Origin of the sequence: Candidatus Pantoea communis (assembly GCF_011752685.1) — a bacterium.
In the GTDB taxonomy this organism is placed as follows: domain Bacteria; phylum Pseudomonadota; class Gammaproteobacteria; order Enterobacterales; family Enterobacteriaceae; genus Pantoea; species Pantoea communis.
In genome coordinates this window covers 208,563-224,125 of record NZ_VWXC01000005.1, presented here as the reverse complement: position 1 = coordinate 224,125, position 15,563 = coordinate 208,563, and the positions used below count along the sequence as shown (strand labels likewise).

13 protein-coding genes are annotated in these 15,563 nt (G+C 56.8%); 4 read left to right on the top strand and 9 right to left on the bottom strand.

The features are described from left to right. Nucleotides 1-36 precede the first annotated feature (36 nt). Nucleotides 37-2,271, top strand: a complete 2,235-nt coding sequence (gene ybiO, locus F3J37_RS09550; RefSeq protein ID WP_240154088.1) for a mechanosensitive channel protein — start codon at nucleotides 37-39, stop codon at nucleotides 2,269-2,271. A 276-nt stretch (nucleotides 2,272-2,547) separates the two neighbouring features. Here the strand turns inward: ybiO and rlmF are convergent, their stop codons facing one another. Beyond that, nucleotides 2,548-3,474, bottom strand: coding sequence for a 23S rRNA (adenine(1618)-N(6))-methyltransferase RlmF (gene rlmF, locus F3J37_RS09545; RefSeq protein WP_166933163.1), 927 nt, complete (start codon nucleotides 3,472-3,474; stop codon nucleotides 2,548-2,550). A 234-nt stretch (nucleotides 3,475-3,708) separates the two neighbouring features. Here rlmF and F3J37_RS09540 point away from each other — a divergent pair, with 234 nt between their 5' ends. Further along, nucleotides 3,709-4,338: a flavin reductase family protein gene (locus tag F3J37_RS09540; RefSeq protein ID WP_166933161.1), complete on the top strand. Its 630-nt coding sequence runs from the start codon at nucleotides 3,709-3,711 to the stop codon at nucleotides 4,336-4,338. Between the two features lie 1,294 nt (nucleotides 4,339-5,632). Here F3J37_RS09540 and F3J37_RS09535 read toward each other — a convergent pair. From F3J37_RS09535 to hutI, 7 genes are all read right to left on the bottom strand, one after another. Continuing rightward, nucleotides 5,633-7,117 (bottom strand): HAL/PAL/TAL family ammonia-lyase, encoded by a 1,485-nt coding sequence (locus tag F3J37_RS09535; protein WP_166933159.1) that lies wholly within the window; start codon nucleotides 7,115-7,117, stop codon nucleotides 5,633-5,635. Next, nucleotides 7,114-7,914 carry an ABC transporter ATP-binding protein gene (locus F3J37_RS09530; protein ID WP_034820922.1) on the bottom strand — a complete coding sequence of 267 codons (801 nt, stop codon included), beginning with the start codon at nucleotides 7,912-7,914 and terminating at the stop codon, nucleotides 7,114-7,116. The genes F3J37_RS09535 and F3J37_RS09530 overlap by 4 nt, the downstream gene beginning before the upstream one ends. Before the next feature lies 1 nt (nucleotide 7,915). After that, entirely contained in the window at nucleotides 7,916-8,644 is a 729-nt protein-coding gene (locus F3J37_RS09525; RefSeq protein ID WP_034820924.1) for an ABC transporter permease, read from the bottom strand. An 11-nt stretch (nucleotides 8,645-8,655) separates the two neighbouring features. Beyond that, a complete protein-coding gene (locus F3J37_RS09520) occupies nucleotides 8,656-9,375 on the bottom strand; it encodes an ABC transporter permease (RefSeq protein WP_034820926.1) in 720 nt (239 codons plus the stop codon). A gap of 12 nt (nucleotides 9,376-9,387) precedes the next feature. Beyond that, nucleotides 9,388-10,239: a transporter substrate-binding domain-containing protein gene (locus F3J37_RS09515; RefSeq protein WP_058962211.1), complete on the bottom strand. Its 852-nt coding sequence runs from the start codon at nucleotides 10,237-10,239 to the stop codon at nucleotides 9,388-9,390. A gap of 431 nt (nucleotides 10,240-10,670) precedes the next feature. Next, complete coding sequence (gene hutG / locus F3J37_RS09510; protein ID WP_166933157.1) at nucleotides 10,671-11,462, bottom strand: N-formylglutamate deformylase; 792 nt, start codon at nucleotides 11,460-11,462, stop codon at nucleotides 10,671-10,673. After that, the gene (gene hutI, locus F3J37_RS09505; RefSeq protein WP_166933155.1) at nucleotides 11,459-12,676 is read right to left on the bottom strand and encodes an imidazolonepropionase; all 1,218 of its coding nucleotides are present in this window, start codon (nucleotides 12,674-12,676) and stop codon (nucleotides 11,459-11,461) included. The genes hutG and hutI overlap by 4 nt, the downstream gene beginning before the upstream one ends. An 85-nt stretch (nucleotides 12,677-12,761) precedes the next feature. Between hutI and F3J37_RS09500 the strand changes: the two genes are divergently transcribed. Next, nucleotides 12,762-14,117, top strand: a complete 1,356-nt coding sequence (locus F3J37_RS09500; RefSeq protein WP_166933153.1) for a formimidoylglutamate deiminase — start codon at nucleotides 12,762-12,764, stop codon at nucleotides 14,115-14,117. Continuing rightward, a complete protein-coding gene (locus tag F3J37_RS09495) occupies nucleotides 14,114-14,653 on the top strand; it encodes a HutD/Ves family protein (RefSeq protein WP_166933151.1) in 540 nt (179 codons plus the stop codon). Before F3J37_RS09500 ends, F3J37_RS09495 begins: the two co-directional genes overlap by 4 nt. Here F3J37_RS09495 and hutC read toward each other — a convergent pair. Then, on the bottom strand, nucleotides 14,637-15,392 hold the full coding sequence (hutC, locus tag F3J37_RS09490; protein ID WP_034820947.1) for a histidine utilization transcriptional repressor HutC: 756 nt from the start codon (nucleotides 15,390-15,392) through the stop codon (nucleotides 14,637-14,639). The two genes, F3J37_RS09495 and hutC, sit on opposite strands and share 17 nt — an antisense overlap. Nucleotides 15,393-15,563 lie beyond the last annotated feature (171 nt).

Sequence of the window (15,563 nt, the reverse complement as noted above, 5' to 3'; positions counted from 1 at the left end):
TCGTTTGCCCGCCCATCATGGTGCCTTACCATATGGATGCTGATCTGTCTGTTCCTCGTTCCCACCGCAAACGCGGTCAATCTACCGCAGGCCGCCGTCGCCGCTCAACAAACATCAACGCCTGCTGCCAGCACCACCACTGAGGGTGAGCCGACGCTGGAAGATAAAAAAGCCGCTTATGCCGCGCTGGCCAATATTCTGGAGAATAACGACTCGCGTCAGGAATTGATCGATCAGTTGCGTCAGGCCGCCACCAGCAAAGCCAATAATGAACAGCCGGTATTGGCTCCACCGCAGGCCGATCAGGAAGATCCCACGGTACTGGAGAGCGTCACCAACGTTACACGCGAATACGGAGGCGCCGTTGCCTCGCAGTTTGTCCGTTTGCACGACAACATCGTTAACGCGCCGCACAAATCCTTTAATCAGCAAACCTTCTTCAATGCACTGAAGTATTTCGCCGGGCTCGCCGCTGCCGTTTTTGCTTTCTACTGGTTCACGCGGCTGTTGATGTATCCCGTGTGGCAGCGCATGGGCCGCTGGGGGCGCAATCATAATCTGGATCGCACCAAGTGGCTGCATCTTCCTGCCACCATTATCGTCGCCTTTCTTCTCGACTTAGTGCTTCTGGCGCTGACGCTGTTTGTTGGTCAGATCATTAGTGACAACTACCACTACAACAACCGCACCATTGCCTATCAGCAGGGGCTATTCCTCAATGCCTTCGCGTTGATTGAGTTTTTCAAAGCGGTGTTGCGATTGATATTCTGCCCACGCTTCCCCACCCTGCGCTTCTTTCATCTTTCCGATGTGCGTGCCGCTTACTGGAATACGCGTCTTAGCTGGCTCAGCGGCATCATCGGTTATGGTTTGCTCGTGGTGGTGCCGATTGTCGGCAATCAGGTGAATATGCAAATCGCTGCGTTGGTGAATGTGTTGATCATGTGCATCATGACTGGCTGGGCGCTGTGGCTGATTTTCCGCAATCGACGCAACATCCACGACGAGTTGTCGCGTTTGGCCGATCGCAGTATGAGCTTCTTTGCCTTGTTTATCCGCGCCTTCGGTATGGTGTGGCATTGGCTGGCGAGTGCCTACTTTATCGCGCTGTTCCTGTTCTCGATCTTCAATCCGGGTGACAGTCTGAAGTTTATGATGTCGGCCACGGTGCGCAGCATGGCGATTATTGTTATCGCCGCGCTGATTTCCGGCATGCTAACGCGCTGGATTGGCAAAACGCTGACGCTGTCGCCGGATCTGCGCCGTAACTATCCGGAACTGCAAAAACGCGTCAATGATTGGGTCAAAGCGCTGCTAAAACTGGCGCGTGTGATCACCGTGTTCGCCACGCTATTGCTGCTGCTCAACGCCTGGAATCTGTTTGATCTCTGGCACTGGCTCACGCAGGGCGCCGGGCAGAAGATGGTGGATGTGCTGATTCGTATCGTGATGATTTTGCTGCTCTCCGCCATCGGCTGGACGCTGCTGGCCAGCCTGATCGAAAGCCGTCTGGCTTCGGATTCACACGGAAGGCCGATGCCCAGCGCACGTACGCGCACCTTACTGACGCTATTCCGTAATGCGCTGGCGGTGGTGATCAGCACCATCACCATTATGATTCTGCTGTCAGAAGTGGGTGTTAACATCGCGCCGCTGCTGGCGGGTGCCGGGGCGCTCGGTCTGGCGGTGTCTTTCGGTTCGCAAACACTGGTGAAGGATATTATCACCGGTATCTTTATTCAGTTTGAGAACGGCATGAACACCGGCGATTTGGTGACCATTGGCCCGATCACTGGCACGGTGGAGCGCATGTCAATTCGCTCCGTCGGCGTGCGTCAGGATACCGGCGCATATCACATCATTCCGTGGTCTTCGATCACCACTTTCGCCAACTTTGTGCGCGGTATTGGCTCGTTTGTCGCCAACTATGATGTAGACCGCAGTGAAGACACCGAGCGTGTGAATGCGACCTTGCAGGCAGCGGTGAAGGAGTTGCTGGAGAATCCGGATATTCGCGGCATGGTGATTGGCGAACCGAGTTTTTCCGGACTGGTGGGCCTGACCAACCAGTCCTTTACCGTGCGTGTGTCGTTCACCACCCAACCGCTGAAGCAGTGGACAGTGCGTTTTGCGCTGGATGACAAGGTGAAGAAGCATTTTGATGCCGCAGGGATTAAAGCGCCGCATCAGACGGTGGAAGTGATGCAGACCGGCAACGATGTGGGTTCCGCGGCCACGCTGGCAGCGCTGCCGCCGCCCAATCCATCATAAAAACACGTTGGTTGAAACCTTAGGACACCGGAATAAACGCTTACATTCGCGGGCTAAGACTCGCCCCTGCATCCGAACACATGCAGGCTGCAGCCTTTAACCGTCAGTCTCAACGCGAGAACTCAAGTGGGATATTTCCAGTGCTCGCCTCAATGTTCAACCGATGTGGACTACGGTCTTGAGTCCGTACGATTCAGCACAAATATTTAAATGAGCGATCCCGAGTTCGCACCCACTAACGACACAATGTGGAATGTGGCCTCAGGATTCGCTGGTTCAGCGCGCGAAGCGTTTATTGCGCGCGGCTGGCGGCAGGAATGTCCAGGCGATAAAGCGGCTCTGTTTCTGCCCCTGTGCCATCTCGATGATGCGCACTTCCTCAACCTCGAGATCGCGCAACTGATCGCGCAACGCAGGCAGGTTCTCTTTGCGCGAAACCAGTGAGGTAAACCAGACAATACGATCGGCATAAGCCACGCTTTCATCGATCATCTTACCCACGAACTGGCGCTCGCCGCCCTCGCACCACAGTTCCTTGTGTTGACCGCCAAAGTTAAGCGGTGCATCTTTGCCTAAGCCCAGATTTCGCGTTTTGCGCTGACCGACCATCGCCGCTTCCTGCGCCGAACCGTGGAACGGTGGATTACACAGCACCGCATGATAGCGTTCATTTTTGTGCACCACACCGGCGAAAATGGCGGACTCGTCTTTCTGACGACGCAGACGCACGCCGCGCTGCAAGCCGGGATTGCTCGCGACAATCTGGTTTGCCGCCGTGATAGCTTCCGCCGTGATATCGGTACCGGTAAAGCGCCAGCCGTACTCCGCATGCCCGATCAATGGATAAATGAGGTTGGCACCGCAACCGATATCCATCACATCGACATCGCGTGGCACTTTGCCGCCGTTGTCACTGGCCAGCAAATCTGCGAGCGCATGCACATAGTCAGCACGGCCCGGTACGGGTGGCGTCAGGTAGCCTTCCGGTAGCTGCCAGTTCAGGTTATAAAACAGCTTAATCAGTGCCTGATTGAGTAGCATTACCGCTTCAGGATCGGCAAAATCCACCGACAACTCGCCGTAGCCATTAGGACGGACTTTCACCGCCAGCGGCGGATGAGCCGCGGTCAGAGCAGCAAAATCATAACGGCCCTGATGGCGATTACGGGGATGGAATGGCGAGGTGGCGGTTGGCTTGTTCATAGATTCTCCGGATAGTAGCGCGGGCGTAAGATACGCTGGATGGCGGCATCGCACAATCCGCTTACACGATTATCTGTATTGCATTTAAACCTGATATCCCAAAATTGAGTCCAAAATAATTCGTGCTGCAGCAAGCTGTCGTGATGGTCATCCGCTAGCGTTTCCTGATGATAGCGACAGGAATGCCATAACACCGTTGCTGTGCGAAGTTTAACAGACAAGCCAGGAGCGCTAATGCGACAACGTTATACTTATCAGCCAAGGAGTGGGCATGGTTTGCCACACGATCCGCTGAACGCCATTGTTGGTCCTCGCCCGATCGGCTGGGTGAGTTCGCTGAGCGCCAGTGGCCAGCGCAACCTGGCTCCGTACAGTTTCTTTAACTGCTTTAACTATCATCCGCCGATTATTGGGTTTGCCAGTAGCGGCTGGAAAGACAGTGTACGCAATATCAGTGAAAGCAAAGAATTCGTCTGGAATCTGGCTACTCGCCCGCTCGCCGAAGCGATGAATGAAAGCTCGGCTTCTGTGCCGCCTGAACAAGATGAGTTCGCACTCGCGGGATTGACACCCATCTCTGCCTCGCACGTGAACGTCAGTATGGTGGCAGAGAGCCCGGTGAATTTTGAGTGCCGCCTGACCCAGCTAATTCGCCTGCAGGATGTGCAAGGCACTGAACTGGAGAGTTGGCTGGTGTTGGGTGAAGTGGTGGCAATTCATATTGATGAAACGCTGCTGGAAGATGGCATTTATCAGACCGCCAAGGCACAGCCTATTCTGCGAGCCGGCGGCCCATCGGCGTATTACGGCATCAGTGAGGATTTGCGGTTTGATTTGGTACGCCCGGATGCGCGCCGCGATTAAATTGTGAGGGTTGGCGGTTGCGGTTGGACTGCGGGTTTGAATGCAGTTTGAAACACGAGTTTGGATTGCTGACTGAAATACGGGTTGGCTTAAAATCGAGTTAACGCTGGCTGGGGGCGCAGGGGGGCTAGCGTCCTCGCGCCGCTGGCGCGGTTCCCTCACTTCGTTCGTCTGCCTCACGGAACGGCGGGGATGGCACATCCCTGTGCCGCCCCGCCTTTCGCCCGCGTCCTGCGGGCTATCCTGGCAGACTCACTCTGCTCGGCGCTGCGGATTGCCTGCCCCCCTGCGCCCCCAGCCTGCTCATAAACTTTCGTGCGTTTTGTTAAAAAGCACTCTCACTTCAATGAGCTTCAGACCGTTTGTCACCAAGCGTATTTCTGTGCATAAGCTTTATTTTGTGATGCTAATTAGACTATCAGCCAATAAGAACTCACATCGGCTCACAAGCCAGCTCAAAAACTTCAATACGCGTTGTCAAAAACAGCACAAGTGTTAGTGGCCGAAGTACCTCTGATGCTGCAGGGCTAACCACAGCGCTGAGACTTTTGCATTGAGCCAGGAGATCCAAGCAGGGATGATTCAAATCTTCCAGTCTGCTGATGAGCGCAAGTGAACGCTGTTGAAAGGGACACTATATTTGAGGACGTAGCACCTCTGATGCTGCAAAGGCTATCCGCAACGCTGAAGCTTTTACGTTGGGTCGGGAGATCCACGCAGGGATGACCCAAATTTTACAATCTGCTGATGAGCTGAAATGAATGTTGTTGAAAGGGGCACAATATTTGAGGCCGTAGCACCTCTGATGTTGTAGGGCTATCTACAGCGCCGAGGCTTTTACGTTTGGCCAGGAGATCACGCGGGGATGATTCATGTCTTCCAGTCTGCTGATGAGCTCAAGTAAATGCTGTTGAAAGGGGCACAATATTTGAGGCCGTAGCACCTCTGATGCTGCAAGGGCTATCCGCAGCGCTGAGGCTTTTACGTTGTGCCAGGAGATCCACGCAGGGATGCGTGGGTCAGTTCGGGGCCGACCAGGGATGGTCGATCCCCGAACGTTCCGTAGGCACGACGTGGAAGCCGAGGGCACCGCGTCAGCGGCGCGAGGACTGCCCGGCAGCAGCAGAGGTGCTACGGCCCGCACCCACACGCATTCAGCTGTTAAGCAGTTAAGCAGTTAAGCAGTTAAGCAGTTAAGCAGTTAAGCAGTTAAGCAGTTAAGCAGTTAAGCAGTTAAGCAGTTAAGCAGTTAAGCAGTTAAGCAGTTAAGCAGTTAAGCATCACTTAAAGGCTCTCAACTAGCACCGTTCTTCATCACCTCAACCGCCCGGGCAATTTCCGGTGCCAGCCAGCGATCTTCCTGCCAGTTCGCCACCACCGCACGTAAATGGCGCAACGCCTGTTTTGTGCCTTCAGCCAACTCCGACTCGCCATGGAAATCCAGCGCCTGCGCCGCCAGCAGGTACTCAATCGCCAGAATCTGCCACACGTTCCCCACCAGCTTCAGCAGTTTCAACGCAGCTCCCGTACCCAAGCTAAGATGATCCTCCTGCAAACCCGAGGTCACGTAATTATCCAGCACCGCCGGTTGCGCCAGCTGACGGTTCTCCGCACACAACGACGCCGCCACGTACTGCGCAATCATCATGCCGGAATTCACGCCCGGCTGCGCCACCAGGAACGCCGGTAAACCGCTGACCAGTGGATTCACTAAACGATCCAGACGTCGCTCCGCAATGCTGCCAACCTCCGCCATGGCAATGGCCAACACATCAGCCGCCATCGCCACCGATTCACCGTGCGGATTGGCCTGCGACACCACACGCCAGTTATCCACGGTGCCGAGTACCAACGGATTATCGGTACAGGCATTCAACTCGGTATTCACCTGGCGCGCCGCGTGATCAAACTGATCGCGGCTGGCACCGTGCACCTGTGGCATCGAACGCAAACTCAGTGCATCCTGGGTGCGCACACCCACGCTTTTCGCCAGCAGCGGGCTGTCGCTCAGCAACTGACGCAAACGCAGGCCACTCACTTGCATGCCAGGACTGGCTTTCAGCGCAATCACTTCGGCATCAAACGCCACTAACTGCCCGCGCAGCGCCTCAAAACTCATCGCGCCAGTCACGTCAGCCCAATCCAACAGCCGCGCCGCATCATCCAGCGCCAGACACGACAACCCGGTCATGCACGGCGTGCCGTTCACCAGGCTCAAGCCCTCTTTCGCGCCAGGTCGATAAGGCGTTAATCCAGCCTGCGCCAGCGCTTGCTCTGCAGACACGATCTGTTGCTGATACTCAACATCGCCCACGCCAATCAGCGCGAGTCCGATATGCGCCATATGGCTGAGATAGCCCACTGAACCTTGCGACGGCACCTGCGGCGTAATCTGATGATTCAGCAGCGCCAGCAAATGCTGCACCAGTGCCACGGAGACGCCCGATTTGCCATGGCTATAGTTCGCAATCGCCGCACACAGAATGGCACGCACCTGTTCACGCGCCAGTAATGGGCCCACGCCACAAGCGTGACTCAATAGCGTATTACGCGACAACTGGCTGAGCTGCTCTTCCGGCAAAGTGATATTGCACAGCGCCCCCAGCCCGGTATTGATGCCATAAGCGATATGCCCGCTGGCCACAATCTGCTCGACGATCTCACGTCCCTGAGCAATACGCTGCCAGACGCTGGCGCTTAACGTCAGTTCGGCATTGTGCCGTGCCACCTGCACAACATCCTGCCAGGAAAGCGTTTCATCGCCCCACACTAATGTCATGCTGGTTGCTCCGTGTGATGGCTCTGATGGCTGGAGATAAACTGCTTAAAGCGCTGCGAGCCTTGTGCGCCAAACATCTCTTCTGGCGTCCCCTGACAATCAATGGTCCCCTGATGCATAAACACCACACGATTAGAGACATTGCGCGCAAAGCCCATTTCGTGGGTCACCACCAGCATGGTACGCCCCTCTTCCGCCAGGCTGCGCATCACTTTCAATACTTCGCCCACCAGCTCGGGATCAAGTGCTGAGGTTGGCTCATCAAACAGCATCACTTCCGGGTCCATCGCCAGCGCGCGGGCAATCGCCACACGCTGCTGCTGGCCGCCTGAAAGCTGTGCCGGATAAAAATCTTTGCGATTCAACAGGCCAACGCGATCCAGCAACTGCTCCGCCTGGGCAATGCAGCTTTTCTTATCGCGCTTCAACACATAGTGCGGCCCTTCAATCACGTTTTGCAGCACCGTCATATGCGACCACAGGTTAAAACTCTGGAACACCATGCCCAGACGCGAACGCAGGCGCTCAATCTGTTTGGGATTGGCCGCCAGCTGATGACCACGCGCATGGCGCTTCATCTCAATGGTTTCACCACCGACGCTCACCACGCCAGCATCCGGCGTTTCCAGCAGGTTGATACAGCGCAATAAGGTACTTTTACCCGAGCCGCTGGCGCCGAGAATTGAGATGACATCGCCTTGATGCGCCTGCAGCGAAATGCCTTTCAGTACTTCCATTGCGCCAAAGGATTTATGGATATCGGTGGCGCTTAAGGTTACGGGGGATGTGGATTGCATATCACTCTCCGGCAAGCGGTTTAACGGCGGGTAACGGCTTTTTTTCAACGCGATGCACCGGGGTTAAACGGCGTTCTAACAACGCGTAAAGCTGGACGATAATAAAGTTGAGGATCAGATAAATGGCGGCGGCGCAGATAAACACTTCCATGGTGCGATAGGTACGCTGAATGATCTGCTGCGCCACACCAGTGACATCCCACACGGTGACCAGACTGGCCAGCGCCGTGGACTTCACCAGCAGGATCGCTTCGGTGGAATACGCGGGCAATGCATAACGCAGCATGATGGGCGCGATGATGCGACGCAGCAGCAGCCAGCGCGACATGCCGCAGGCCAACCCGGCTTCGACTTGCCCCGGCGGCACCGCCAGCAAGGCACCGCGCAGGATTTCAGCGGTATAAGCCGCGGTACACAGCGACAGCGCCAGCACGGCGCAGGTAAAGGGCTCGCGCAGGAACGGCCAGACAAAACTATGGCGGATCACGCCAAACTGCCCCAATCCGTAATAGATCAGGAACAGCTGGATCAGCAGCGGTGAGCCGCGAAACACCAGAATGTAGCCGCGCGCAAAGCCGCTCAGCACCCGCCAGCGGCTCATGCGCAGTGACAGAATGCCGATAGCGAGAATGCCACCGCAGAGAAAGGCACTGATAAACAGGCCGAGCGTCACCGGCAGCGCGGCGCTCAGCTTGAGAAAGGTATCGGTCAGAAAGGCGAAGTCAATCATACTGCTGCTCCTTAATGCTGTGCCGCAGTGCGACTTTGCCACGCGCGTCCAAGGCGAGACTCTGCCCGGCGGAACGCATGATTAGACAGCAGCGTTAGCACCAGATAGCAGCCACCGCCAATCAGATAGAAAGTGAAGTAATCGCGCGTGGATCCCGCCGCCACCTGGCTGGCACGCATCAGCTCGACGATGCCGGTCACCGACACCAGCGCCGAATCTTTCAGGCTCATCTGCCAGACATTTGACATGCCTGGCAGCGCATAGCGCACAATCTGCGGCAGCAAAATGCGCTGGGCAATACGCCAGCGCGGCATGCCGATCGCGACTGCCGCTTCCACTTCACCTTTGGCCAGCGCCAGACGCGCCGCACGATACACCTCACCTTGATAGGATCCAGAGATGAGCCCGATAGCCAGTGCACCAATCAGGAACGGCGGCGCTTCGATAAAACCATCCGCGCCAAACATCTGTCCCACCAGGGTAATCAGGCCCGATCCGCCAAAATAGAACAGGTAGATCACCAGCAGTTCCGGGATGCCGCGAAACACCGTGGAATAGGCTTCACCCAACCAGCGAACCCAGCGCTGCGGCGACAGTTTCGCTGCCGCCACGCCGGAACCGACCACCGCGCCAATCATCAACGCCGCCAGCGACAGCAGCAGCGTGGTGAAGGCAGCCCCCAAAATCAGGCGGCCCCAGCCATCAGCACCAAAACTCAGCAGGCTCATCATCTTTCACCTCACTTACGGGGTTACGTCAGTTTTAAACCACTTCTCACTCAGCTTTTTCACGGTGCCATCGGCCAGTGCGCCTTTAATGGCCTCGTCGAGTTTGGCTTTCAGATCATTGTCAGCCATGCGCACGCCCATCGCCTCGCCCTCACCCCAAATCGGGCCACCCAACTGCGGGCCACTGAAGGTCAGGTTGCTGTTCTCTTTGCGCGCCAGCATCGATTGCGCGAAGGTCACATCGTCGAATACCGCATCAATACGCCCCGCCTGAAGATCGAGAATCGCATCTGCTGAGGAAGTGTATTCGCGCACGTCGGCGACATCTTTGAAGTACTTATCAATAAAGGGCGTGTAAACCGTGCCGGACGCGATACCAATGGTTTTGCCTTTTAACGCCGCTTTCAGAGGCGCAATCGCGGTGTTGATCTCTTTCTCATCGTCATGCAGCTTGATGATGTTGTGATCGGCCGGCATCAGCGGACTGTCTTTGGTGGTGATAAAGGTGGCGGGAGTCGACGCGTAAGGCACGGTGAAATTGACCACTTTTTTGCGGTCCGGCGTGATGACGATGGCATCCATGATCACATCATATTTGCCAGCATTGAGTCCGGCGATCATGCCGTCCCAGTTTTGCACCACCAGCTTGCACTGGATGCCCATGCGCTTACACAGGTCTTCCATCAGTTCAGGTTCAAAGCCGCCTAACTTGCCGCCCGGCAGCGTCAGGTTCCAGGGTTCATAGCTGCCTTCGGTAGCGATGGTGATCGATTTCCACTCTTTGGCCTGAACAGCAACACCGCTGATCATCAGGCTGGCAAACAGGGTCGTGAGGCAAAAACGGCGAATCGGGGCACGGTGCGTCATGCGGCTTCTCCTGGTCATTAATCGAATAGGCTGTCTCTGTTGGCTGATACAGCGCAGATGACATTTCATGTATATACAAGTTAGCTTGCGGCAGATCATTGTCGGCATAAGCTTTTTGTGAGCCAGCCAGAATAAAAAGTGATAATTACCACGTGGTCTTTACTTGTACATACAACCTAGCAAGCGGTGTGCCAGATCGGCAGAGGCGGCGGAATCAGGGAATGGTCCCGGTGTGGACGTATGGGTGCACATTTTTGGGGCGCAATTGCACTGTTATGGGGATGTCAGGGTTTAAGATGGAAGCGAGATGGGGATGGCGCGTGGCATGAGTTTGCACTTCAACACCCATAAAAAACTGCCACCTTTAAAGGTGGCAGTCTGATGCAAATGAGCCCTGGCAAGCACGACGTCTTGCCATACGACTCAGGCAATTAACGCGGCTTTCCGGCCTGTAAAAATGCCTGCATCATCGGTTTCAACACTTTCTGCAGCTGCGCGGCGCGATCCTGCTGCCAGGCAAACGGCGGGGTTTCATCCATGTAATTCAGCTGCGCCAGTTCGAGCTGCACGGCCTGTACGCCCTGCTGCGGCTGACCGTAGGCACGCGTGATATAGCCGCCTTTGAAACGACCATTAACCACCCAGCTGTAATCGCTTTGCGCGGCACAAACCTCTTTGATCGCTTCGATCACCGCTGTCGAGCAACTCTCACCACTGTTAGTGCCAATGTTGATATCCGGCAACTGACCATCAAACAAGCGCGGAATCACCGAAGCAATGGAGTGGGCGTCAAACAGCAGTGCATAACCGTGTTCAGCTTTCAATCGCGCCAGCTCTTGCTGGATCTGCTGGTGATACGGCTGCCAGATATTATCGAGATAACCCTGACGCGCGGCGGCGCTGGGGGTTTTCCCCTCGACGAAGGTTGGCGTGCCGTCAAACAGCGTCTCAGGATAGAGGCCGGTGGTGGCGGTGGTGTACAGCGGCTGGTTATCCGGCGGACGATTCAGGTCGATGACAAAACGTGAGTAGTGGCCAACCAGCACGCTGGCCCCTAAATCGCGCACAAAATCGTACAGCAGCGGAATGTGCCAGTCGGTATCCGGCAAACCGCGTGCCGCGTCGCTTAATCCTGCATCCACTTCAGGCTTTAACTGGGTGCCCGCGTGCGGGATGCTGACCAGCAGCGGCAGCTTACCGGCGGTGAAATGAAAAGGTGTCATTGCGCTTCTCCACGATAAATAACCTGGCACGGCAACTCGCCGCCCAACCAGTAAACCAGTTCTGCCGGACGTGCCAGCGGCCAGTGTACAAAGTTCGCTACCTTCCCGACCTCCAGCGAACCGTGCGAATGCTGTAATCCCAGCGCTTTCGCGCCCCATAAGGTCACACCCGCCAGCGCTTCTTCCGGGGTCATGCCAAATAGCGTGCAGCCCATATTGAGCATCAGACGCAGCGACAGCGCCGGAGAAGTACCGGGATTGGCATCGCTGGCCAGCGCCATTGGCACGCCGTGTTTGCGGAACAGATTCACTGGTGGGCGTTGGGTCTCGCGCAGTAGATAGAACGCGCCCGGCAGCAACACCGCAACGGTGCCGTGTTGCGCCATCGCTTGCGCATCGGCTTCGGTGGCGTATTCAAGATGATCGGCTGACAAGGCGCCGTATTCAGCCGCCAGCGTGGCGCCGCCGAGCGCGGACAACTGCTCAGCGTGCAGTTTAACCGGCATCCCCAGCGCTTTGGCTTGATCAAACACCGCGCTGACCTGCTCAGGGGAAAAGGCGAGATGTTCGCAGAAGGCATCGACGGCATCCGCCAGCCCTTCCGCCTTCACCTGCGGTAACAGGCGATTGCAGATGATATCGATCCAGCCTTGTGGATTTTCTTTAAACTCGGGCGGGAAGCCGTGTGCGGCCAGACAGGTGGAGAGCACATCGGCGGGCACCGTTTCCGCCAATTCGCGGATGGCGCGCAGCATGGTTAGCTCGCTGGTTTCATCGAGGCCATAACCCGATTTAATCTCCACTGTAGTGACGCCTTCTGCCAGCAATCGATCCAGACGCCAGCGCGCGCTTGCCACCAACTCCTGCTGTGATGCCGCGCGGGTAGCACGCACCGTGGAGAGAATACCGCCGCCCTGCGCTGCGATCTCGGCATAGCTGACGCCGTTCAGACGCTGTTCGAACTCCTGGCTGCGATCGCCGCCAAACACCAGATGCGTATGGCAATCGACTAAACCTGGCGTGATGATGCCACCGTCAAATTGCTGCTGCGTACGCGGGGCAAAATCCGGCAGTTCGCTGCGCGGTCCTACCCAAATCAGCTCGCCGTTATCCACCGCCAGTGCGCCATCGGCAATCAGGTTATAGTGCCCGTCTCGCATGGTGACGATATCGGCCCCCAGCCACAGGCTGTCGATCTGCTTCGCTTCTGCCATCCCACTCCCCTTCACGTCTGACGATTTACAGTGCGTCTCAAAGTATGTATATGTATATACAACTTTCCGCCCTTAAGGATCAACCATGGCCGTTTTTTTTGCCCCACGCGCGCTGCTGGCCGACGGCTGGCATGAAGACGTATTGATTACCACTGACGCATCCGGACAGATTGCTGAACTTACCCCTAACAGCACGCCAGGCAGCGCCACTCGCCTTGCTGGCCCGGTGATCCCTGCTATCGCTAACCTGCATTCGCACGCCTTCCAGCGCGCCATGGCCGGGCTGGCAGAAGTGGCGGGCGATCCGCAGGACAGCTTCTGGACCTGGCGCGATCTGATGTACCGCATGGTGCAGCGCCTGTCGCCTGAGCAGGTCGGCGATATCGCCACCCATCTCTATATCGATATGCTGAAAGGCGGCTATAGCCAGGTGGCGGAATTCCACTATTTGCACCACGATGCGCAGGGCAAACCCTATGCCGATGACGCGATGCTGCTCAACCTGATCGCCGCCGCCGAGACGGCCGGGATCGGTCAGACGCTGCTGCCGGTGCTTTACAGCTTCAGCGGATTTGGATCGCAACCGGCCAGCGATGGCCAGCGCCGTTTCATCCAGCAGACCGATGCTTATCTGCAACAACAGCAACGCGCAGCGCAATGGAGCGCCAATAAGCCGCTGCTTAATCATGGCATCTGTTTCCACTCGCTGCGCGCGGTGAATGAAACCCAGATGCGTGAAGTGCTGGCCGCCAGCGCTGCTGATGTGCCGGTGCATATTCATGTGGCGGAGCAGGAAAAAGAGGTGAATGACAGTCTGGCGTGGAGCGGTGAACGTCCGGTGGACTGGCTCTACAATCGCTTCGAGGTAGATCAGCGCTGGTGCCTGATTCATGCCACCCATCTGGACGACAGCGAAATTCAACGCATGGCGGCCAGCGGTGCGATTGCCGGACTCTGTCCGACCACCGAAGCCAATCTTGGCGACGGCATCTTCCCGGCGGTGGAATACATTGCCCAGGGTGGACGCTGGGGCATTGGCTCGGACAGCCATGTATCGCTCAGCGCGCAGGAGGAGCTCCGCTGGCTGGAGTACGGTCAGCGCCTGCGCGATCGTCGTCGCAACCGAATCACCCTGCCCCATCAGCCTTCTGTGGGCGATCTGCTGTGGCAGCAGGCGGCACAAGGCGGGGCACAGGCATGCGCGATTAACACCGGTGAACTGGCGGTGGGCAAACGCGCCGACTGGCTGGTGCTGGAAAACGATGCCTTCCTGGGCAGCGTGAGTTCAGCATCACTTCTTAACCGCTGGCTGTTTGGCGGTAGCCAGAGCCAGATCCGCGATGTGTTTGTTGCCGGTAATCAGGTCATCAGCGAGGGCCATCATCCCGCTGAAGAAGCCGCAGCCGCGCGCTTCGCCCAGGCCATGAGTGCACTGCAATGAGAACGTATTTCGACTACGGCCAGCTGCCCGTGAGCCGCTGGCGCAACGGCGGCGGCGAAACGCGTGAAATCGTCAGCTTTCCGCCCGGTGAGGCAGAGTTTGGCTGGCGCGCCAGTATTGCCACCATCGATGCTGACGGACCTTTCTCGCCGTTCCCCGGTATCGATCGTGTGATCACGCTGCTGAATGGCGATAGCGTGATACTGCGCAGCGAGAGTGTCGAACACAGGTTGTTGCCGCATCAGCCGTGGGCGTTTCCTGGCGAATGGTCGATCGACGCCCAGATTAACGGCAGCTGTCAGGATTTCAATATCATGACGCGCCGCGACAGTTGGCAGGCGCAGGTGGAGGTCGTGCAACACGCCGCTACCAGCCAACACGGTGTCGCGTGGGTGCTATCCGGCGAATGGCAGAGTACGGACGGCAAACGCATCACGGTTAATCAGGGAATGTGGTGGCTGGATGAAGAGACGCAGCTGGCACCGCGAACCTCGGATGCCAGCCTGCTGTTTGTGGCGCTTAGCCGTGTCCTCTGAAACGACCGAGTAACTTATAGCGCGAGCCTGGATAGAGCAGGCGCGCGTAAGTCACAATCTTGTTGTCGCTCCAGGTCTGACGACGGATTAACAAGCAGGGTTCGTGCTCATCCAGCGCCAGATGTTTACGCTGGCGCAAATCGGGCAGGACCGCTTCCACAATATGCTCACCGGCGGTCAACGGCGCCACGCGCATCAAATAGGTGTAGGGCGTCAGTTGATGATAATCCTGACTGAGGTAATCCGGCGCCACCAGCGGGTTGACCAGACGATCTTCCAGTTGCACCGGCATATCGTTTTCGTAATGCACAATCAACGAATGATACAGCGTCTGCCCGGTGGATAAGCCCAACACAGCGGCCTGCTCCGGATCGGCCTTCATCTGCCCAATCGACAAAATTTTGCAGCTGTGGCGATGACCGCGCTGAGCAATCTCATCGGCGATGTTATGCACTTCCAGCATCGCGGTGTAACCCTTCATCTCCGCGACAAAGGTGCCGACGCCTTGCATGCGTACCAAAAAACCTTCGCTGGTGAGTTCACGCAGCGCGCGGTTAATGGTCATGCGGCTCACGCCCAGCTCGTTAACCAGCTCACTTTCGGACGGTACGCGCTGATTCGCTTTCCAGTGACCTTCACGGATCTGGCTGACGATCGCCTGTTTCACGCGCTGATAAATCGGTGCTGGCTCATCGCCCATCGCTGCGGCCAGCTGCGCTATTGCCGTTTGCTCCGCCATATCCTGTTCCTTTTCCGAATAATGCCCAAAGTTTACTGTCTCAGCACGTAAATGTATATACATCCAATTGTGCAGACAGCCCGTTAACAGTGCAGCGTTCTCCCTGTTTCGGTGCAATGCGGCTGCGGCTGGATGACACATCCCGCATTGCGGCGCATTTCACAGAATCCA

Excerpts from the sequence above, each read along its gene's own strand:
- ybiO (WP_240154088.1), top strand. The coding sequence starts at position 37 with ATGCTGATCTGTCTGTTCCTCGTTCCCACCGCAAACGCGGTCAATCTA.
- rlmF (WP_166933163.1), bottom strand. The coding sequence starts at position 3,474 with ATGAACAAGCCAACCGCCACCTCGCCATTCCATCCCCGTAATCGCCAT.
- F3J37_RS09540 (WP_166933161.1), top strand. The coding sequence starts at position 3,709 with ATGCGACAACGTTATACTTATCAGCCAAGGAGTGGGCATGGTTTGCCA.
- F3J37_RS09535 (WP_166933159.1), bottom strand. The coding sequence starts at position 7,117 with ATGACATTAGTGTGGGGCGATGAAACGCTTTCCTGGCAGGATGTTGTG.
- F3J37_RS09530 (WP_034820922.1), bottom strand. The coding sequence starts at position 7,914 with ATGCAATCCACATCCCCCGTAACCTTAAGCGCCACCGATATCCATAAA.
- F3J37_RS09525 (WP_034820924.1), bottom strand. The coding sequence starts at position 8,644 with ATGATTGACTTCGCCTTTCTGACCGATACCTTTCTCAAGCTGAGCGCC.
- F3J37_RS09520 (WP_034820926.1), bottom strand. The coding sequence starts at position 9,375 with ATGATGAGCCTGCTGAGTTTTGGTGCTGATGGCTGGGGCCGCCTGATT.
- F3J37_RS09515 (WP_058962211.1), bottom strand. The coding sequence starts at position 10,239 with ATGACGCACCGTGCCCCGATTCGCCGTTTTTGCCTCACGACCCTGTTT.
- hutG (WP_166933157.1), bottom strand. The coding sequence starts at position 11,462 with ATGACACCTTTTCATTTCACCGCCGGTAAGCTGCCGCTGCTGGTCAGC.
- hutI (WP_166933155.1), bottom strand. The coding sequence starts at position 12,676 with ATGGCAGAAGCGAAGCAGATCGACAGCCTGTGGCTGGGGGCCGATATC.
- F3J37_RS09500 (WP_166933153.1), top strand. The coding sequence starts at position 12,762 with ATGGCCGTTTTTTTTGCCCCACGCGCGCTGCTGGCCGACGGCTGGCAT.
- F3J37_RS09495 (WP_166933151.1), top strand. The coding sequence starts at position 14,114 with ATGAGAACGTATTTCGACTACGGCCAGCTGCCCGTGAGCCGCTGGCGC.
- hutC (WP_034820947.1), bottom strand. The coding sequence starts at position 15,392 with ATGGCGGAGCAAACGGCAATAGCGCAGCTGGCCGCAGCGATGGGCGAT.